The 18,361-nt window shown below is 65.5% G+C and carries 20 protein-coding genes; 15 read left to right on the top strand and 5 right to left on the bottom strand.

Going from position 1 to position 18,361, the window contains the following annotated elements:
- Positions 1 to 5: 5 nt before the first annotated feature.
- Positions 6 to 1,229 carry a hypothetical protein gene (locus tag J2X37_RS13840; protein ID WP_310022338.1) on the bottom strand — a complete coding sequence of 408 codons (1,224 nt, stop codon included), beginning with the start codon at positions 1,227 to 1,229 and terminating at the stop codon, positions 6 to 8.
- 87 nt (positions 1,230 to 1,316) lie between these two features.
- Here J2X37_RS13840 and J2X37_RS13835 point away from each other — a divergent pair, with 87 nt between their 5' ends.
- The 6 genes from J2X37_RS13835 (at position 1,317) to J2X37_RS13810 (ending at position 7,004) form a co-directional block, all read left to right on the top strand.
- Complete coding sequence (locus tag J2X37_RS13835) at positions 1,317 to 2,600, top strand: LptF/LptG family permease (RefSeq protein ID WP_310022336.1); 1,284 nt, start codon at positions 1,317 to 1,319, stop codon at positions 2,598 to 2,600.
- Positions 2,597 to 3,694 (top strand): LPS export ABC transporter permease LptG, encoded by a 1,098-nt coding sequence (gene lptG, locus J2X37_RS13830; protein ID WP_310022334.1) that lies wholly within the window; start codon positions 2,597 to 2,599, stop codon positions 3,692 to 3,694. Before J2X37_RS13835 ends, lptG begins: the two co-directional genes overlap by 4 nt.
- A gap of 69 nt (positions 3,695 to 3,763) precedes the next feature.
- Complete coding sequence (locus J2X37_RS13825) at positions 3,764 to 4,099, top strand: hypothetical protein (protein ID WP_310022332.1); 336 nt, start codon at positions 3,764 to 3,766, stop codon at positions 4,097 to 4,099.
- Positions 4,100 to 4,483: 384 nt separating this feature from the next.
- Complete coding sequence (locus J2X37_RS13820) at positions 4,484 to 5,248, top strand: sterol desaturase family protein (protein ID WP_404979632.1); 765 nt, start codon at positions 4,484 to 4,486, stop codon at positions 5,246 to 5,248.
- A 22-nt stretch (positions 5,249 to 5,270) separates the two neighbouring features.
- The gene (locus tag J2X37_RS13815) at positions 5,271 to 6,446 is read left to right on the top strand and encodes an N-acetyltransferase (RefSeq protein WP_310022327.1); all 1,176 of its coding nucleotides are present in this window, start codon (positions 5,271 to 5,273) and stop codon (positions 6,444 to 6,446) included.
- Between the two features lie 120 nt (positions 6,447 to 6,566).
- Entirely contained in the window at positions 6,567 to 7,004 is a 438-nt protein-coding gene (locus J2X37_RS13810; RefSeq protein ID WP_310022325.1) for a response regulator, read from the top strand.
- Positions 7,005 to 7,339: 335 nt separating this feature from the next.
- On the opposite strand, the gene J2X37_RS13805 is transcribed toward J2X37_RS13810, so the two are convergent.
- Positions 7,340 to 8,080 (bottom strand): Crp/Fnr family transcriptional regulator, encoded by a 741-nt coding sequence (locus J2X37_RS13805; protein ID WP_310022323.1) that lies wholly within the window; start codon positions 8,078 to 8,080, stop codon positions 7,340 to 7,342.
- A 210-nt stretch (positions 8,081 to 8,290) separates the two neighbouring features.
- On the opposite strand from J2X37_RS13805, the gene J2X37_RS13800 reads away from it, so the two are divergent.
- Positions 8,291 to 9,088 (top strand): response regulator, encoded by a 798-nt coding sequence (locus J2X37_RS13800; protein ID WP_310022321.1) that lies wholly within the window; start codon positions 8,291 to 8,293, stop codon positions 9,086 to 9,088.
- Between the two features lie 123 nt (positions 9,089 to 9,211).
- On the opposite strand, the gene J2X37_RS13795 is transcribed toward J2X37_RS13800, so the two are convergent.
- Entirely contained in the window at positions 9,212 to 10,921 is a 1,710-nt protein-coding gene (locus J2X37_RS13795) for a CHASE domain-containing protein (protein WP_310022600.1), read from the bottom strand.
- A 159-nt stretch (positions 10,922 to 11,080) separates the two neighbouring features.
- Between J2X37_RS13795 and J2X37_RS13790 the strand changes: the two genes are divergently transcribed.
- The 5 genes from J2X37_RS13790 (at position 11,081) to J2X37_RS13770 (ending at position 14,012) form a co-directional block, all read left to right on the top strand.
- On the top strand, positions 11,081 to 11,341 hold the full coding sequence (locus J2X37_RS13790; protein ID WP_310022319.1) for a NepR family anti-sigma factor: 261 nt from the start codon (positions 11,081 to 11,083) through the stop codon (positions 11,339 to 11,341).
- Positions 11,341 to 11,973 (top strand): sigma-70 family RNA polymerase sigma factor, encoded by a 633-nt coding sequence (locus J2X37_RS13785; RefSeq protein WP_310022317.1) that lies wholly within the window; start codon positions 11,341 to 11,343, stop codon positions 11,971 to 11,973. The genes J2X37_RS13790 and J2X37_RS13785 overlap by 1 nt, the downstream gene beginning before the upstream one ends.
- Before the next feature lie 44 nt (positions 11,974 to 12,017).
- Positions 12,018 to 13,271 (top strand): AI-2E family transporter, encoded by a 1,254-nt coding sequence (locus J2X37_RS13780; RefSeq protein WP_310022315.1) that lies wholly within the window; start codon positions 12,018 to 12,020, stop codon positions 13,269 to 13,271.
- A gap of 222 nt (positions 13,272 to 13,493) precedes the next feature.
- Complete coding sequence (locus J2X37_RS13775) at positions 13,494 to 13,706, top strand: cold-shock protein (protein ID WP_310022313.1); 213 nt, start codon at positions 13,494 to 13,496, stop codon at positions 13,704 to 13,706.
- A gap of 90 nt (positions 13,707 to 13,796) precedes the next feature.
- Entirely contained in the window at positions 13,797 to 14,012 is a 216-nt protein-coding gene (locus tag J2X37_RS13770; RefSeq protein ID WP_310022311.1) for a hypothetical protein, read from the top strand.
- Between the two features lie 94 nt (positions 14,013 to 14,106).
- Here J2X37_RS13770 and J2X37_RS13765 read toward each other — a convergent pair whose 3' ends face one another.
- Entirely contained in the window at positions 14,107 to 14,727 is a 621-nt protein-coding gene (locus tag J2X37_RS13765) for a superoxide dismutase (protein ID WP_310022308.1), read from the bottom strand.
- A gap of 237 nt (positions 14,728 to 14,964) precedes the next feature.
- Here J2X37_RS13765 and glmM point away from each other — a divergent pair, with 237 nt between their 5' ends.
- Genes glmM through thiD form a run of 3 tightly spaced genes read left to right on the top strand, consistent with a single transcriptional unit; the run spans position 14,965 to position 17,263 of the window.
- Positions 14,965 to 16,302, top strand: coding sequence for a phosphoglucosamine mutase (gene glmM, locus J2X37_RS13760; RefSeq protein ID WP_310022307.1), 1,338 nt, complete (start codon positions 14,965 to 14,967; stop codon positions 16,300 to 16,302).
- Positions 16,302 to 16,517 (top strand): DUF1272 domain-containing protein, encoded by a 216-nt coding sequence (locus J2X37_RS13755; protein ID WP_310022304.1) that lies wholly within the window; start codon positions 16,302 to 16,304, stop codon positions 16,515 to 16,517. Before glmM ends, J2X37_RS13755 begins: the two co-directional genes overlap by 1 nt.
- Complete coding sequence (gene thiD, locus J2X37_RS13750; RefSeq protein WP_310022301.1) at positions 16,514 to 17,263, top strand: bifunctional hydroxymethylpyrimidine kinase/phosphomethylpyrimidine kinase; 750 nt, start codon at positions 16,514 to 16,516, stop codon at positions 17,261 to 17,263. Before J2X37_RS13755 ends, thiD begins: the two co-directional genes overlap by 4 nt.
- A 4-nt stretch (positions 17,264 to 17,267) precedes the next feature.
- On the opposite strand, the gene J2X37_RS13745 is transcribed toward thiD, so the two are convergent.
- Positions 17,268 to 18,137 carry a TIGR00730 family Rossman fold protein gene (locus J2X37_RS13745; protein WP_404979631.1) on the bottom strand — a complete coding sequence of 290 codons (870 nt, stop codon included), beginning with the start codon at positions 18,135 to 18,137 and terminating at the stop codon, positions 17,268 to 17,270.
- Between the last annotated feature and the right edge of the window lie 224 nt (positions 18,138 to 18,361).

The raw sequence follows: 18,361 nt of genomic DNA, 5'->3' as shown, positions 1-18,361 counted from the left end.
GGCGGCTAGTTGAACTGCCTCACGCACCGGTCCCGCGCGTCGAGACCGAGCCGGCCCTGCTTCTCTTCCCTTGCGACACAGGCGACGATCTCGTCCCAGGCGGCCTGTCGTGACAGCTTGCGCGCCGCGGCGTAGTTCGTGACCCACTCCGGAAAGGGCAGGCCGAACAAGCGGTAACTGGTCGGATAGCCGACGTTGACGACCGCGTCCGTGCCGCACGCCGCGCGCAGGGTCTTCACGTCGTCGCTACTCTCGTCGACGAAGTTGGGCGCGTTCCAGGCACCCGTTTCGCCGATGCGATAGACCGCGTCGCCGGGACCACGCACGACGAGATAGCCTTGATCGTCGCGGTCCAGCGTCGCGCCGTAGCCGAACATGACGAGCTTGCCTGGTTCGTCCTTGACGGCCTTCAGGTGGAAGCAACCGTCCTCCATGACGACGCGCCCGACGCCCAGCGCGGTCATCCGGACCTGTGGGTCCGTCGCTTCGCGGGCAAGGGCACGGACGTGACCAGCGATCGACGGATCGGCGAAAGCGGCCGGCTGCGCCTTGGCATAGCGCGACTCGACATCGGCGAGATCCCAACCCCTCGCCCGCGCCGTGGCGAGAAACTGTTCTTCCGTGGTGCCGACGCCGAGCTCGATCTTCCGATCGATGCCGTTGACCGACAAGCTTCCGATCCTGCCCGCTTCCATCCGCGACTGCCACAAGTCCTGTCGCCGCTTTTGCTCGGCCTGGTTCCATCCGCCCTCCCGCGCGACAAGATAGGGGCTGCGCGAGTGGCGGGCGAGCGTGGCGGCGGCATCGTCGGTGAACCACACCTCGATCCGGACCGCGGGATCGCGCACCATTCGGTACTCGACGAAGTTCGGCTCGGCGCGAAGGGCTTCCGCAACGCGGGCGAGTTCGGCGCGCAGTTTCGGCGGGCCGTTGATCCGACTCTCGGCCTGCTCGCGGGTCAGTCCGTTCTCGCGCGCGAACTTGCCGATAATGTCTTCCTCGCCCTCGGACAGGTCCGCCGGCACCGTGCCCGGAAAGGGGGTGGGCGGTACATCGCCCACCGACCAGAAGCCATCGGCGCCCAAAGTGACCCCTGTCGGTACGGGGGTGCTTACCGCGGTTTCGTTGCCCGATGGCGGCGTCGACACCGGAGCGGTCGCGCAGGCGGACAGGGCGAGGGCAGGGACAAGCGCCGCCATCGCAGGCGCACCGGAAAACAGGCGGGACATGACGCAAGAACGCCTGATCTTGTCGATGGTTGCCGCGTGGCGGCGCGTGTGCCAATAGCCCCTGTCACGACGGACTGACCGACACCCTTGTTCAAGCCTTTCCTCACCGCGACCGATCGCTACATCTTCAAGCTGGTGCTGATGCCCATGCTGGGGACGCTGGCGCTTGCCGCGTCGTTGCTGATGCTCGACAAGATGCGCCGCCTGTTCGAGGTGGTCGCGACCGAGGGCGGACCGATCAAGGTCGTCTTCCAGATGCTCGCCAACCTGATGCCCGAATACATGAGCCTGGCGATTCCGCTCGGCCTGATGCTCGGCATCCTGTTCGCCTTCCGCAAGCTGGCGACGACATCGGAACTCGACGTGATGCGCGCGGTCGGCCTCGGCTACACCCGGCTGCTGAGGGTGCCATACCTCATCACCCTGGCGCTCGTCGCGATGAACTTCGTGCTGGTCTACTGGGTGCAGCCGATGGCGCGCTACGAATACCAGCGGCTTGCCTTCGAACTGACCTCGGGCGCGCTCGGCGCCTCCATCGAGGTGGGCGAGTTCAACACCATCCAGGACAAGACCGCGCTCCGCATCGAGGAGAGCGAGGACAATGGCCGGGTGCTCAAGGGCATCTTCGCGCGCGTCGCCGACGAGGGCGGGGACATGCTGTCGATCAGCGCGCGCAGCGGGCGGTTCCTCGCGAACCAGGACGATCCCAACACCATCATCCTTCGCTTGACCGACGGTACCATCATTCAGGACCAGGATTCGCTGAACGCGCCGCGAGTCCTGTCCTTCTCGAGCTACGATCTGCCCATCGACCTGCCCGAGATCGAGGCGTTCCGGCAGCGCGGCGGCGAGGATCGCGAATATGTCCTGCCCGAACTGCTCAAGCTGGGCTGGAACGACCGGGTCGACGAGACGGTGCGCAACGAATCGCTGGCCAGCTTGAACTTCCGCCTGGTCGAGGTGGTGATGATGCTGTTGCTACCCTTGCTCGCGGTGGCGCTGGCGATCCCGCCGAAACGGTCGACCAGCGCGCTGGGCGTGTTCGTGTCGATCGTCATGGTGGTCGCCTATCACAAGATTAACCAGTACGGCGAGGATGTCGCCGCTCTGGGGCTGGCCAGCCCGATCGTCTCGCTCTGGCTGCCCTTCGTGGTCTTCGCCGGGCTGATCCTGTGGATGTACTGGCGCGTCGCCTACGTGCCGGGCGGCCAGGCGATCGGCTGGCTCGAGCGGCTCTCGGCCATCGTTGCCAAGAAGGTCGTCGCGCTGTTCCGCCTGATGCGCTTCACCGGGCGGCGCGAACTGCGGCGCATGGCCCGCGAACGGGAAGAGGCCGAGCGCGGTGGCGCTTTGGCCGGAGAGGACGGATGAGGCTCGACTTCTTTCCCTCCCGCCGGCTGACGATCTACCTCGCCAAAGCGTTCATCGTGCGCATCCTCTCGGTGCTGCTGATGCTGATCCTCGTCCTCCAGATCCTCGACCTGCTCGGCACCAGCGGCGACATCCTCGCCGCGCCGGGCAACGGAGAGGCGCAGCTGTGGACTTACGTGTCGCTGCGCATGCCGCAGCTGGTCTCGATGTTTTTGCCCTATTCGGTGCTTCTGGCGACGATCCTGACGCTCGCGACGCTCAACCAGAACAGCGAGGTCATCGCGATGAAGGCTGCGGGCCTGTCGGCACACCAGATCCTGGCGCCGCTGGTGCTGACGGCGGCGATCGTCTCGACCTTCAGCTTCGCCTTCAACGAACGGGTTGTCACCCGGGCTACCGCGACGCTGAGCGCGTGGGAGAAGGCCGAATGGGGGCCGGTGCCGCCGACATCCGACGTGAAGACCAACGTTTACCTCGTCGAAGGTGACGCCATCCTGGCCGCGCGCACCGCCGCCGGTACGGGCGACGGCATGGTGCTCGGCGGGGTCACCTGGTACCGGCGCGATCCGAACCTGATGCTGACCGAACAGTGGCGCGCCGATCGGGCGACCTGGACCGGCAAGGGCTGGCTGCTGGAAAACCCGACCCGCTTCACCGTCGGCATCGCGACGAGGGACCTGCCGCCCGACACCGTCGTCGGCGAAGGCATCACGCCGGCGGAGATCGCGATCAGCTCGGTCAATGCCGATGCGCAGGACATCTGGACGCTGCGCCAGTCGATCGACGCGCTGGAGGCCGCCGGACGCCGCACCGATGAGCTTGAGGGGCGCTGGTGGCACAAGATCTCCGGCCCGCTTTCCGCCATGCTGATGCCGCTACTCGGCGCGGTCGCGGCCTTCGGGCTCGCGCGGTCGGGCCAGCTTTTCGTGCGCGCGGTGATCGGCATGGGGCTGGGCTTCACCTATTTCGTCGTCGACAACGCCGCGTTGGCGATCGGTTCGTTCGGCGGTTACCCTCCGATCCTCTCTGCGTGCGCGCCGTTTCTGCTCTTCGCGCTGATCGGCGAACTGGTCCTGCTGCGCACCGAGGAGTGACGTCTGAGGAACAATGCCGCGTTTCAGGAGTCGTATGCCCCAATTGCGCCACAATTGGAGACGCGAACCATGAAGAAGATCATCCTGCCCGCCCTTGCCACCGTTGCCGCTCTTGGCCTTGGCGCCTGCAGCGCCAGCGACGACACGCCCGAAGCGGCGGCGACCGACACCGCCGAATCCGCGATGACCGCCGATACGGCCGATACCGCCGCTTCGGCCGACACGTCGACCACCGGCACCGCGACCGCGACGACCGGCACCGGCACGAGCGCCACCGTCGGCACCAATTCGGCCGATTCCGTCACGATCAGCGAAGACGGCGTGAACGCCAGCATCAACGACGGCGACACTTCGGTGAACGCCAATGTTGATGGCGATCCCTCGGTTAGCGTCACCAACCGCTAAGCATCGCCGTCCGGCAGGGCGCCGCCCGACGGACCCGCCAAGGCAAACACGGGGAAGAAAGGGGGCCGTATCCTTCGGGGTGCGGCTCCCTTTTCCGGTTTATCGCCCGGCCTTGCGGCACCTGCCGTTTGAACGCCGCCTCTGTGCGGCGCTCACCGTCCATTCAGGCGTTGCACGATAGGCACGCCCGTTCGCGACCCCGTCCGTGCCTGCCCGCCAAACTGGCGCGGTGGGTCTGCGCTGTGCTAAGGGGCGCGACCCGACCCGGTATTCGAGATGCAGACGAGACAGATGGCCCAGACCCGACCCGAGAGTGCCCCCGCGGCGAGCGCCGCGAACGAGGCGAGCCTGCCGTTCTGGAAACGGTCGCACTACCTCGACCGGATGACGCTGCGCGATCTTGTCATCGCCTATTTCCAGCACTACACGATCGTCGCCTATCTCGGCCTGACGGTGCTGTGCTTCGTGGCGATGGCGTTCTGGCCGACGACCCCGCTGCGCGCGCTGGCCGCGTTCGGCGCGGCGATGGTCGTCTATCCGCTCGTCTGGCACCTTCTGCACCAGTATGTCCTGCACGGGCAGTGGATGTACAAGATCAAGCCGCTGGCCGCGACGTGGAAGCGCATCCACTACGATCATCACCAGGACCCGAACGACCTGAACGTCCTGTTCGGTGCGCTGCATACCACGCTGCCGACGATCGCGCTGGCGACGATGCCGATCGGCTATGCCATCGGCGGCATCGGCGGCATGGCCGCGGCATTTGCAGGCGGCCTTCTGACGACCTGCTATTACGAATTCATGCACTGCATCCAGCACCTCGCCTTCAAGCCGAGGTGGAAATGGGTGCAGCACATGAAGCAGCGCCACGTCGAGCATCACTACTTCGACGAGGACGGCAATTACGGCATCACCAACTACGTCTGGGACCGCATCCTCGGCACCTACTACGAGAAGAAGGATCGCCCCAAGCGCTCGCCCACCGTCTTCAACCTCGGCTATGACGAGGACGTCGCGAAGCACTGGCCTTGGGTGCGCGACCTTTCGGGCGGGATCGCATCCGGCCACCCGCGCCGCCGCGCAATGGGCAAGGAAGGGTTTGACCCGGCTCGCACGGGCGCGCAGGGCAGCGACGCCAACGCCGCCTGACGCGGCCAATCCGGAGCATTACATGGGGGATACCAACGCCGCGGCGGGCCAGCCCGTCGTCGTGGAGCCGATCAGCAGCAAGGCCGATCGCAAGACATTCGTCGACGTCCACTTCCGGCTGAACGCGGACGATCCCAACTGGGTCCCCCCCTTGCGCGCCGAGGCGCTGGAGATGATCGACCCGGCGAAGAACCCGTTCTTCGACCATGCCGATGTCCAGCTGTTCCTCGCCAAGCGTGGCGGACGGCCGGTGGGGCGCATTTCCGCGCATATCGACCGGCTGGCGCTGACCATGCCGCCCGAACAGGGCATGGGGCCGGGCACCGGCAACTGGGGCCTGTTCGATGCCGAGGACGAAGAGGTCGCCCACGCCCTGATCGACCGGGCCGAGGCATGGCTGCGCGACAAGGGCATGACCCGCGTGCTGGCGCCGGTCTCCATGTCCATCTGGGAGGAGCCGGGCCTGCTGACCCTGGGTCATGACCACCCGCCGACGGTGCTGATGGGTCACGACCCGGCGCATTACCAGGGCTGGATCGAGACGGACGGCTATGCCCCGGCCAAGCAGCTCCAGACCTTCGACCTCGACATCCGGCAGCCTTTTCCCAAGCTGATCCAGCGGGTCATCGCCTCTGGCGAGAAGAACGAGCGCATCCGCGTGCGCCGCGTCGACAAGAAGCGTTTCGATACCGAGGCGGCGATCATCCTCGACATCCTCAACGATGCCTGGAAGACGAACTGGGGCTTCGTGCCGATCACCGACCGCGAGGTCGCCTACACCGGCAAGAAGCTGAAACCGCTGGTGCGCGAGGACCTGATCATGATCGCGGAATACGACGGCGAGCCGGTCGCCTTCATGATGACGCTGCCCGACGTGAACCAGCCGATCAAGGCGATCGGCGGCAAGCTGTTCCCGTTCGGCTTCGTCAAGCTGCTCAACTGGATCCGCAAACCGACCAACGCCGACATGCGCGTGCCGCTGATGGGGGTGCGCAAGCATCTCCAGTCGAGCCGCCTGGCCAGCCAGCTCGCCTTCATGATGATCGAATACATCCGCCGCGCGGCGGTCGAGGATTACAACGGCAAGCGCGGCGAGATCGGCTGGATCCTCGACGACAACCAGGGAATGAACGCCATCGCCGAGGCGATCGACGCCAAGGTCAACAAGCGCTACACGATTTACCAAAAGGCGCTCTGAAACCCGGATGCCACGCACCGGATTAATTTCGCAGGCACAGCTTCGCGACGGGAACGGACGGGGCGGGATGCGTGTTTCCCCCTAGACGGCCCCGCGGCCTGATCGAGGGAACCAGCACCGATGTCCAGCCACCCATCGCCGAAAGACACCGATCACCGGATCGGCACGGCGCTGGTGGTGGAGGACGATCCGCTGCTGGCGCTCTCGATCGAGGATATCCTGCTCGGCGCCGGCTCGCCGAAAGTGACGGTCTGCTCCAGCACGCAGCAGGCTCTAGCCGCGCTGGACAAGGAAAAGCCCGACGTTCTCGTCCTTGACGTTCATCTCGTCGATCGCGATGACGGCTGGGCCGTGGCCGAGCTTGTCAAGGAACTGGGTCCCAATCCGCCGCGCATCGTGTTTTCGACCGGCAACCCCGAGGCGATCCCCCAGAATGTGGCGGAACTGGGCACCGTCCTGACCAAGCCCTATGCCCCCGAAGCGCTCGTCGCGGCGACATCCAACACCCGGCGAACGGGTTTGCTGGCCCGGTTGAAAGGGGCGATTTCGCACGATTGATCGCCTCAAAACGTTTCCCTGAAGGGGCGTCGACTGAAAGGTCGGCGCCCTTTTCCGTTTCTGGAGTGCTGGTCGATAGCCTTGGTTGCGCAACGGTAGTGAGAAACACTCCGAAGAACGAAAATTAAACGTAAAAGGCCTCCGCTCCCCCTGTCAGGGAGCGAAGGCCTTTCGGGATCGTATCACCAGCCGCTTGGACGGGAGGGGGGGTCTCGGCGGTGACAAGACTATAATGCTCGTCCCCGAAACCGGTTCCTGCGGCATGTCGAAAAAATCCGCTTCGAGCAAAAATAATTGCAACTAGTTGTCATAAAACAAATTTTTCTTCGCCCAAATCAGAAATAGGGGCGCTTGCGTTTGGCGGCATAATCGAACTGCACATACTGCCGCACGGCGTCCATGTCGGGAATCTCGATGGTGTTGAGGCTCCACGTCACGAGCCCCTCGCGTCGCAGCACTTGCAGCGAGCGGTTGGTGTGCACCAGCGACAGGCCGAGCATGTCGGCAATCTGGCTTTGGGTGACGGTCAGGTTGAGGCGGTGGGGGCCGTCGGTACGGCATGTCGCTTCCGCCCGTTCGACGAGGAAGAGGGCAAGGTAGGCGATCCGCTCTCGCGCGTTGCGCTGACCCAGGGCGACGAGGTGTTCCTCCAGCGCGGCCTCTTCCTTGGCGGCCAGCCAGATAAGATCGTAGCTGAGATCGGAGAAGCGCGTGATGAAGTCGCGGAACCGGTCCCGCGGAAAGGCGCAGAGCCGCGCCTCGGTCAGCGCCTCGACACCGTGGGTCATCGACTCGTCGAGCGCGGACTGCAGGCCGATCAGGTCGCCCGGGAACAGGAAGTTGATGATCTGTCGGCGTCCGTCATCGAGCAGCCGGTAGCGGATCAGCACTCCATCGAGCACGGTATAGACATGCGCGCTGCGCACGCCCTGGATCACCGCCTGACCGCCGCGATCGAGCGCGATCTCGCCCATCTTGAACTCGTCGATCAGCCTGCGCCGGTCTTCGGAGGGGCTGTTCAGGCCCGGGCAGGCGAGAAGCGGACATTGGACACAGGAGTGTCGCGCAGGTTCCAAGCTCAAATCCAAATCCCCCGACACCATTGCCAAGACCCGTCCGCGGCCTTACCTCGCGTTTAGCTTATAGGCTCGATGTTAGCCCATTAGCCAGTTTGTTCGTCTTTCCAATCCCTTGTCGCCAAAAGCCAACAATGCGGCAAGATTTTCGGGAACAGGACGCGCGCGCGCGCGTTGGGCCATTCGATCAATTTTACGGGAAGGGCTTGCATGTCTCTCGGGGCCAAAGTTGCCGCCAATCTGCCATATCTGCGTCGTTATGCCCGCGCTCTGTCGGGATCCCAGAGCACGGGGGATGCCTTCGTCCGTGCCACGCTGGAAGCGGTTCTCGCCGATCCGGAGCTCAAGGAAAGCCTTGGTGAAGGTGGCCGGGTGCCGCTTTATCGTGCCTTCAACAAGCTGTGGTCGAGCGCCTATCTCCAGGTTGCCGACGCCGACACCTATCTCGGCGACCACGAAGCTGCCGCGCAAGACCGCCTGAACGCCATCACGCCGATGAACCGGCAGGCCCTGCTCCTCACCACGCTCGAGGATTTCTCGATCGCGCAGGCGGCTGAAATCATGGACATGAGCGAGGACGAAGTCGAAAACCTCGTCCAGGAAGCGGTCGCCGAAATCGACCGGGAAAGCGCGACCAACGTCCTCATCATCGAGGACGAGCCGCTCATCTCGATGCAGCTCGAGGATCTCGTCCGTTCGCTTGGTCACGACATCTGCGGCACCGCCGCCACCCGCACCCAGGCGCGCGAGGTGATCGAGGAATCGATGCCCGGCCTCGTCCTCGCCGACATCCAGCTTGCCGACGGCAGCTCGGGCCTCGACGCCGTGGACGACATCCTCGAGATCGCGTCGGTCCCCGTGATCTTCATCACCGCCTATCCGGAACGGCTGCTGACCGGTGATCGGCCCGAGCCGACCTACCTGGTGACCAAGCCGTTCCAGGAATCGACGGTCCGTGCCGCGATCAGCCAGGCCCTGTTCTTCGGATCGAGCCGCCCGCTTCCCTGAGCCGGCAGCATCGCCAAGCGGAAGACCCGCCATCCTGGCCGGGATGGCGGGTCTTTCTATGTTCGCTAAAGATTTAAGCGGCGCAGGAACCGGGCAGCCGCTTGGCCCGCTTCCGCCCCGACGTCAGGTCCGCGCGCGGATCGCGAAGTCGCCGCGGTTGCGCACGGGTATCAGCATCGTGCACCGCACGCCGCCCGGCTCGAACACCAGATCGACCGGATTGCGCAATTCGTGCGCGACAATCTTCTCGATCAGTTCGGTGCCGAAACCTTTCGGACGGTGTACCGGCACTTCCGGACCGCCGCTCTCTCGCCAGCGGACACGCACGAGATTGTCGGCGACCAGATCCCAGTGAACCTCGACCCGCCCTTGCGGCACGCTCAACGCACCGAACTTGGCCGCGTTCGTCGCCAGTTCGTGAATCGCAAGCCCGAGCGAGAGGGCATCGTTGGGGGCAAGCTCCACGTGCGGTCCGTCCATCTCGACCGCAGCATCCCGGCCCAGGGCATAAGGCGCCATTTCGACTTCGACCACCGAGCGGACGGGGGTGGTTCCCCATTCGGATTGGGTCAGGAGGTCGTGTGTCGCCGACAGCGCGCGGATGCGCCCGTCTAGCGAGGTCGCGAAGCTGTCGATGTCGGTGGCCCGGCGGCGGGTCAGCGACACGATCGAGAGGACGTTGGCCAGGGTGTTCTTGACGCGGTGATTGAGTTCGCGGGTCAAGGTGTTGCGGATCGCGGCCTGTTCTTCGAGGATGCCGATCACCTGCCGTGCCTCGACCGCCTGCCGCGTCAGCAACCAGGCTATGGCCAGCGCCAAGGTGGCGACGATCAGCCCGGCCAGCAGCGTGATGACCGCGATGTCGCTGAGCAAGGAGGTCCTGATCGAGTGGACCCGCATCGTCCAGTCGCGATTGCCGATGACGATCGGGCGGGTCAACGACTCTCCGCCCGCTTCGCCGGTCGACATTTCGGCGAGCAGGTTCTCGGGCGCGACCTCGCCGTCATAGATCTCGATCCGGGCGCGCTCGGGCAGTTCGCCCTCCAGCGACGATTCGAGGAATTCGCGCGCATTGAACGGGCTGTAGACATAACCCTTCAGCGGCCGCTTGCCCGCCGCGTCGATGCCGAACACGGGCATGTAGCTGAGAAAACCGGGCTCGCCTTCGCCGCCCGCCTCCTGCACCAGCACCACCTTGCCCGAGGTCGTGGGACGCGCCAGCCGTTCGGCCTCCAGCATGGCGGCGCGGCGCACGCGTTCGGAGAACATGTTATAACCCAGCGCCTTGCGATTCCGCTCGGTCAGCGGCTGCAGGTAGGCGACCGGTACCGCGTAGGCGACATCCGGGGTCGGCCGGGGATGGATCGTGAAGCTCTGCTGCCCGGCGCCGCGCTGCTGCGCCTCGAACGCTGCGATGGCATCGCTATCAACGCGCGCGGCCCAGCCGATCCCCTCGGCCCCGCGGAAGTTGGCATCGAGCCGAAGCTGTCCGACGAAGTTCTGGAACAGTTCCGGCGCGATCGTTTTCTGTGTCGCCAAAAGTGCGGCGCCGGAGCGGAGATAGGCTGCGTTGGCATTCGCGCGCCGCTCCAGCGCGGCGCTGGCCGCCGTCGCGATCTGGTTCAGTTCATTGCGGCGTGCCTCGCGCTGCGACTTCTCGATCGCCCAGACGCCGGTTGCGGTCAGCGCGGCTATGGCGAGGAATATCGATATCGGCAGGGCGCGGGGAAAGCGGGCGAAACCCTTGAGCACGCGACCCAGCCGAGGATCGGCCCGCTGGTCGCGGCTGCTATTCGCCGCGTATTCGGCGCGCTGCTGTTCGGGTGCTGCCATTTCCACGGATATCGGGGGTCACGTCACGCGCATGGTCAGAGCGAATGCCGCACCGTCCGGAAAGCTTTGAGAAATCGGCAAGACTGGTAATCCGCTGGCAATTGGGCGTGTGCATGGGAACCTTTCACTTCGGCTTTCGTTCCCCGCATTGTGCAAAGTATGATTTACACGCGCCCACGCGCAATGATTGACGGGTCGGCCCCGGATGGCCACGGCTCGCAAGGGATCGCAGTGCGCCAGATGGCAACAGAGCGAATGAGGGATGTGAAGAAAAAGAACGAAGAAACGGCGTCGCCCCGGAAACAGGGCAGGCGACCCGAGTGGGCTTCGGGACTGCGGCAGCTTTACGACTCCGTGGTCGAAGAGCCGCTGCCGGATTCGTTCGCCGATCTGATTTCCAAGCTCGACAAGCCCGATTGATGGTTGCGAACGTGCAGCTCACCGAGCAGAGCGAGCCGCAGCCCGACGCCGTGCGAGATCACGACTTCAAGCGCGAGCTGACGGCGGTCATCCCCCACCTGCGCGCTTTCGCGCGTGGCCTTTGCGGCCGGCCCGACCTTGCCGACGATCTCGTGCAGGAAGCCCTGATGAAGGCTTGGGCGGCGCAAGACCGGTTCCAGCCCGGTACCTCGATGCGCGCCTGGACCTTCGTCATCCTGCGCAATGCCTATCTTACCGACATGCGCCGCAACCGCTTTCGCGCCGACTATGACGAGACGGTCGCCGAGCGTATCCTGACCGCCCCGGCCGGACAGGAAGGCCCGCTGCACCTGTCCGACATGCACCGTGCGCTGCTGACCCTTCCGCCCGAAAGGCGCGAGGCGCTCCTGCTCGTGGGTGCCGGAGGCTTCAGTTATGAGGAAGCGGCGGAGATCTGCGATTGCGCCGTTGGCACGATCAAGAGCCGCGTCGGCCGGGCCCGCGCCGCTTTGACCGCGATGCTCGAAGACGGCACCGTCCCGCAGCGTTCGCTGGACGACGCGGTCGCGCATCGGGCGATCATGGCCGAGCTTGACGGCATGGCCGAACCGCAGGCGAATTCGGGCCGCTGACGACATCCCGCGGGGGGCATGCCGCCGGCATGAGAGAGGGCGACTTGGAACAGGACGCGGATCCCGCTGGCAGGGTCGTGGGCAGCACCATCGGTGGAACGCCGTTGGAGAGTGGCCTGGGTAGCCGCAAGCTGGAACGGCTGGCGGGCGATGCCGTGCCGCCGGGCCAGGAAAGCGCCACGGTGCCCGACCTCGACATGGGGCGACTGTTTTCCGCCCTTGTCCTGATGATCGGTATCGGTCTTTTTCTGGCGCTGCCCTTCGTCCTGTCGGTCGGTTCGATCGTCTTCCTGCCACTGGTCACGGCCATGGTCCTGACCATCATTCTCTCGCCCCTCGCCGATCGACTGGGCGGGATCGGCATCCCCAACGTCCTGTCTTCGCTGCTGGCCGTCGTCATCTTCGTCGCGGTGCTGGTGCTGGCGGCCGCGGCGATCATGCAGCCTGCGATCGACATGTTCGACCGGGTGCCCGAAATGGTGGGTTCGATCCAGGCGACATTCGGCGAACTGCGCGGACAGTTCGACTGGATCAACGACATCAACCGGCAGATCGGCCAGATCGCCGGCGCGAAAGAGGGGCGCGAGGTGATCGTCGCGACGCCTTCGATGGTAGAGCGGGTGGCGCTCGCCACCCCGACGTTTGTGATCGAGACGCTGCTGACGCTGCTGATGACCTTCTTCATGATCGAGGCGCGGGTCCGGATGCGCCGCAGGCTCCTGCTCGAGCGGGCCGAATTCGGCGCCTCGTTGCGCGCGGCCCGCGCTATCCGCGAAGTGCAGGACCGTGTCGCCAGCTACATCCTGACGGTCGGCGTCATCAATCTGGGCGTTGGCGTGATCGCCGCGCTGGGGGCGTGGGCACTGGGCATGGATGCACCGGTCATGTGGGGCGGTCTTGCCGCGCTGATGAACTTTCTCCCCTATCTCGGGCCGCTGGCGATGACCGGCATCCTGACGCTGGTCGGGCTGGGCACAGCGGACACGATCGTCGCAGGCCTCATTCCCGCCGCGTGCTATCTCGCGCTCCACGCGGTGGAGGCCAACGCGGTCACCCCGGCGATCTTGGGCAAGCGGTTCACCGTGAACCCGGTGCTCATCCTCCTGGCGATCAGCTACTTCACGTGGATCTGGGGCGTAATGGGCGCGATCCTTTCGATGCCGATCCTGATTACCCTGCTCGCCCTGTTCGAGCATCTGGGTCATCCCAACATCATCGGCTTCCTGTTCGGCGAACCGCTTTTCCAGCATCGCGAAACGGGCGAAGAAGCGCGCGATAGCGCGGTTGCGGGCACCTGACCGACGAATTTCAAATGAAAATTAGGTCAATCGGCCGGTCCGTGCTACACCATCCGGGCTGACGTCGAATTTTGCGACGGACTTCGGCCTTTGACGATCGCCATGCGCCATTATCGGCTTTGGTGTAAACCAGACGACGACTTCCTTTCAATGGACGACATTACGCACGACCGTTCCGCATTTCGCGGCGCGGCAACGACCAGTTCTTGAAAGGAACACCCCATGGCCAAGACCGGCACCGTCAAATTCTTCAACTCCGACAAGGGCTACGGCTTCATCCAGCCCGACGATGGCTCGGACGACAGCTTCGTTCACATCTCGGCTGTCCAGGCCGCCGGCATGCAGTCGCTCGATAAGGACCAGCGCCTGAACTACGAAGTCGAGACCGGCCGCAACGGCAAGGCGAGCGCAGTGAATCTGTCGAACGCCGACTGATCCGACTGACCGGGTTCCCCTTGCGCGCGATTGCGACCCCGTGCGCAGGGGGGGCACACGTGTCCGACACGCAGCAGCGAAAGGCCAGCCATGAGCCAGACCTCGGAATTCTACGAAGCGCGCGCGCGCGAAGCTGAAGAGCACGCGAGCAAGGCAACGCTGGAAAACGTGCGCGAGCGCAATCTCGTCGCCGCCAAGACCTGGCAGGGTCTTGCCGACCAGGCGCGCCGCGTCATGGAGAACAGGGCCGCCCGCGCGGCAGGAGAGGCGACCGACCTCGGCACCGGGCCGACGACCGCCGGCTGATCCGCGCATACTCTACCAAGACGCGAAAAAGGCCGGGCATCGCTACCCGGCCTTTTCGTTTGCGCTGCCCGCAATAAGCGAGCCGCGACACGGATCAGTCGGGCGGGTACGACCAGATCGAACCGCGCGCGTAGTTCTCGGCGGCAAAATCCCAGTTGATATGCTTGGTCGAGACCGCCTTGAGGTAATCGGGACGCACGTTCTTGTGATCGAGGTAGTAGGCGTGCTCCCACACGTCGAGCGTCAGGAGCGGGTTCTTGCCGCCGATCGCCAGCGTGCCGGCATCGTGCGTTTCCTCGACCGAGAGCTTGCCGTCGCCGTCGGCAGCCAGCCAGACCCAGCCGCTGGCGAAGTGGCCGGCACCGGCGGTCTGCAGCTTCTCGACGAGCGCATCGACCGAACCGAACGCGGCTTCGATCGCCGACTTGAGGTCGCCTTCGGGGGCGCCGCCTTCGGGCGACATCGAGTGCCAGTAGAACGCGTGGTTCCAGCTCTGGGCCGAATTGTTGAACAGGCCCTTGTCGCCCTTTTCGTCGGCGGCGGCGATGATCGATTCGAGCGAAGCGTCGGCAAGGTCCGTGCCCTCGATCGCGGCGTTGGTCTTGTCGACGTAGGTCTTGTGATGCTTGCCGTGGTGCGTTTTCAGCGTTTCTTCGCCGATCGCGGGGCTGAGGGCATCGTGGGCATAGGGAAGGTCGGGGAAGGCAATGGCCATGCGGTCGCTCCTTTGGGAAATGGCGGTAAAGTCGGGGTCCTAGTTGTTAACGCCGGCACCAGCGTCAAGTTGCAGATTCAGTTATATTTCCTTGTCCGCCCCATAGATTTGTCTGTCGGCCCGCCCCTGCACCCTTCACGCAGCGCGAAGGCAGTGCCATGACAACCGGGACGATCGCCGCCGCACGGACCCGCTGGGACCACCGGGCAGGCGCACCATTCGGACGAGGGCAAGGGTTTGGGACGCAAGTATTTCGGCACCGACGGCATTCGCGGCCGCACCAATTCTGGCAACATGACCGCGACGATGGCGATGAGGGTCGGCCAGGCGGCGGGCACCTATTTCCTGCGCGGCGATCACAAGCACCGCGTCGTCATCGGCAAGGACACGCGCCTGTCGGGCTACATGATGGAAAGCGCGATGGTCGCGGGCTTCACCAGTGTCGGCATGGACGTGGTGCTGCTGGGCCCCATGCCGACCCCGGCGGTGGCCTTGCTCGCCCGGTCGATGCGCGCCGATCTCGGCGTGATGATCAGCGCCAGCCACAACCCGTTCGAGGATAACGGCATCAAGCTGTTCGGCCCCGACGGGTTCAAGCTTTCGGACGAGGACGAGCTGGCGGTCGAGATGATGATCGACCAGGAGCAGCTCCTCGTCGCCCCCGCCGACATCGGCCGGGCCCGCCGCATCGACGACGCGCGCGGACGCTACATCCACGCGGTGAAGGCTTCGCTCGGCAACGACGTCCGGCTCGACGGGCTGAAGATCGTGGTCGATTGCGCGAACGGCGCGGCTTACGACGTTACGCCGCCCGCGCTTTGGGAACTGGGCGCGGAAGTCATCGCGATGGGCGTTGCGCCCGATGGCCACAACATCAACCGCGACGTCGGCTCCACCGCGCTGGCCGCGATCAAGGCGCGGGTGGTCGAGGAAGGGGCCGACATCGGCATCGCGCTCGATGGCGATGCCGACCGGCTGATCGTGGTGGACGAAAAGGGCCAGACCGTCGACGGCGACCAGATCATGGCGCTGATCGGCCGCGAATGGCACCGGCAGGGCCGCCTGCGCGGCGGCGGCGTGGTGGCGACGGTGATGAGCAACCTCGGCCTCGAACGATTTCTGGAAGGAGAGGGCCTGCACCTCGTCCGCGCGGCGGTCGGCGACCGCTACGTGCTCGAGGCGATGCGCGGCGGCGGATACAACGTCGGCGGCGAACAGTCCGGGCACATGATCCTGCTCGACCATGCGACGACCGGCGACGGGACGCTGGCCGCCTTGCAGGTGCTGGCCGCGCTGGTGCAGTCGGGCAGGAAGGCGAGCGAACTGCTCCACCTGTTCGATCCCGCGCCGCAGATCCTCAAGAACGTGCGCTTCACCGGCAACCCGCTCGAAACCGTGCTGGTCAAGGATGCCATCGCGCACGGCGAAGGCGTGCTGGCGGGCCGGGGCCGGATCGTCATCCGCAAGTCGGGCACCGAGCCCGTAGTTCGGGTCATGGCCGAGGGTGACGATGCCGGTGAGGTCGAACAGGTCGTCGACGCCATCATCGACGCGGTGAAGGAGGCGAGCAACTGATGCTCGAAATGCGATCCACCTGCGAGCGCTGTGCGAACGAACTGCCCGCCGAGGCGCCGGGCGCGTTCATCTGCAGCTTCGAGTGCACCTTTTGCGCCGAATGCGCCGAGGAACTGGACGACCAGTGTCCCAACTGCGGCGGCGAACTGCTCGATCGGCCGACGCGCTCCAGGGCAAATCAGGCCAAGGCAAATCTGGTCAAGGCCGGAAAGTGACAAGGCCGCCACGCGTGCTGGTCATCGCCGGGTCCGACAGTTCGGGCGGCGCGGGGATCCAGGCCGATATCAAGACGATTACCATGCTCGGCGGCTACGCGATGACTGCGATTACCGCGATCACCGCGCAGAACACGCTGGGCGTGCAGGCGGTGGAGGTGCTGTCGCCCGAACTGGTCGTGGCGCAGGCAAAGAGCTGCCTCGACGATATCGGCGTCGACGCCGTGAAGATCGGCATGCTCGGTTCGCCGGAGATCGCGCATGCGGTGGCCAACTTGCTGGAGGGAACGGCCTGTCCGGTGGTGTTCGACCCGGTGATGGTGGCGACCAGCGGTTCGGTGCTGGCCGACGACGCAACGATCGCGGCGTTCGAGCGGCTGATGCGGCTGGCTGCGCTGACCACGCCCAACGTGACCGAACTGGCCGCACTGGGCGGCGTCGAGGGACTCGAGACGCGCGGGATCGCCTTTCTCGCCAAGGGCGGCGATGCGCCCGGCGCTGTGGTCGTCGACAGGCTCTATCGGCCGGGCCGCGCGACCATGGAGTGGACCGCGCCGCGCATCGACACCCGCCATACCCATGGGACCGGCTGCACGACCGCCAGCGCCATTGCCGCCGGCCTGGGCGCGGGCCACGATCTTGTCGCCGCGGTCGAGCAGGCGCGGGATTTCGTTCGCGCCGCCCTGGTCGCCGCGCCGGGTTATGGCGCGGGGCATGGCCCGCTCGGGCATCAGGCCGTGCGCTGACGGTTCAGGGCATCTTCCCCGGCGGGGTGAGCTGGTAGAACTTGACGATCCGCTCCCACGCCTCGTCGGCGGTGTCGACGATGCGGAACAGGTCGAGGTCCTCGTGGCTGATCACCCCTTCGTCGGCGAGCGCGCTGAAATCGACGACCTTTTCCCAGAACGAACGCCCGAACAGGAAGATCGGGATCGGCTTCATCTTGCCCGTCTGGACCAGCGTCAGCGTCTCGAAGAACTCGTCGAAAGTGCCGAATCCGCCGGGAAACACCGCCAGGGCGCGGGCGCGCATCAGGAAGTGCATCTTGCGAAGCGCGAAGTAGTGGAACTGCAGCGACAGGCGCGGTGTGACGTAGGTGTTCGGCGCCTGTTCGTGGGGCAGGACGATGTTCAAACCGACCGATTCGGCCCCGGCTTCGTGCGCGCCGCGATTGGCCGCCTCCATGATCGAAGGGCCGCCCCCCGAACACACGACGAACTGCCGCTCCCCGTTCTCCACGATGGCCGCCGCGCTTGCCATGTAGGCGAGCCTGCGCGCTTCCTCGTAGTACTGGGTCTTCGCGGCGAGGCTTTCGATCACCTTGCGCCCGCGCGGATCGGTGTCGGCCGTCGCGAGCAGCGCATCGGCATCTTCGGGCGAGGGGATTCGGGCCGAGCCGTAGATCACCAGCATCGAGCCGACGCCGGCTTCCTCGAGCATCGTTTCGGCTTTCAGCAGTTCCAGCTGGAAGCGGACGGGGCGCAGGTCGTCGCGCAGCAGGAAGTCGGTGTCGCGGAAGGCGAGCCGATAGGCCGGATGGCTGGTCTGCGGGGTGTGGGTTGGCGAACCCTCGGAAAAGGCGGCTTCCTGTTCGGCCTTGTAGAACTTGCGCGGGGTCAGCGCACGGTCGGCCGGTTCGGGCTTGCCGTGCGGGCCGGGCTGGCCGGGCTCGTGCGGCGGGTCACAGCGTTCGGTCATGTCTCTCCGGGAGGTATCTTGTCGGGTGGGTGCGCGGCGATGGGGGCCAGGCGATGGATGCTGCTGACATAGGATGGGCGGAGCGCAAACGAAAGGGGCGGCACCATAGCGGTACCGCCCCTTCGTGTATCGGTGATACGCTCCGT

This window comes from Croceicoccus sp. BE223 (assembly GCF_031457155.1).
Lineage (GTDB): Bacteria > Pseudomonadota > Alphaproteobacteria > Sphingomonadales > Sphingomonadaceae > Croceicoccus.
Note: the sequence above shows the minus strand (reverse complement) of the source record. Positions and strands in the feature narration are given on the sequence as shown.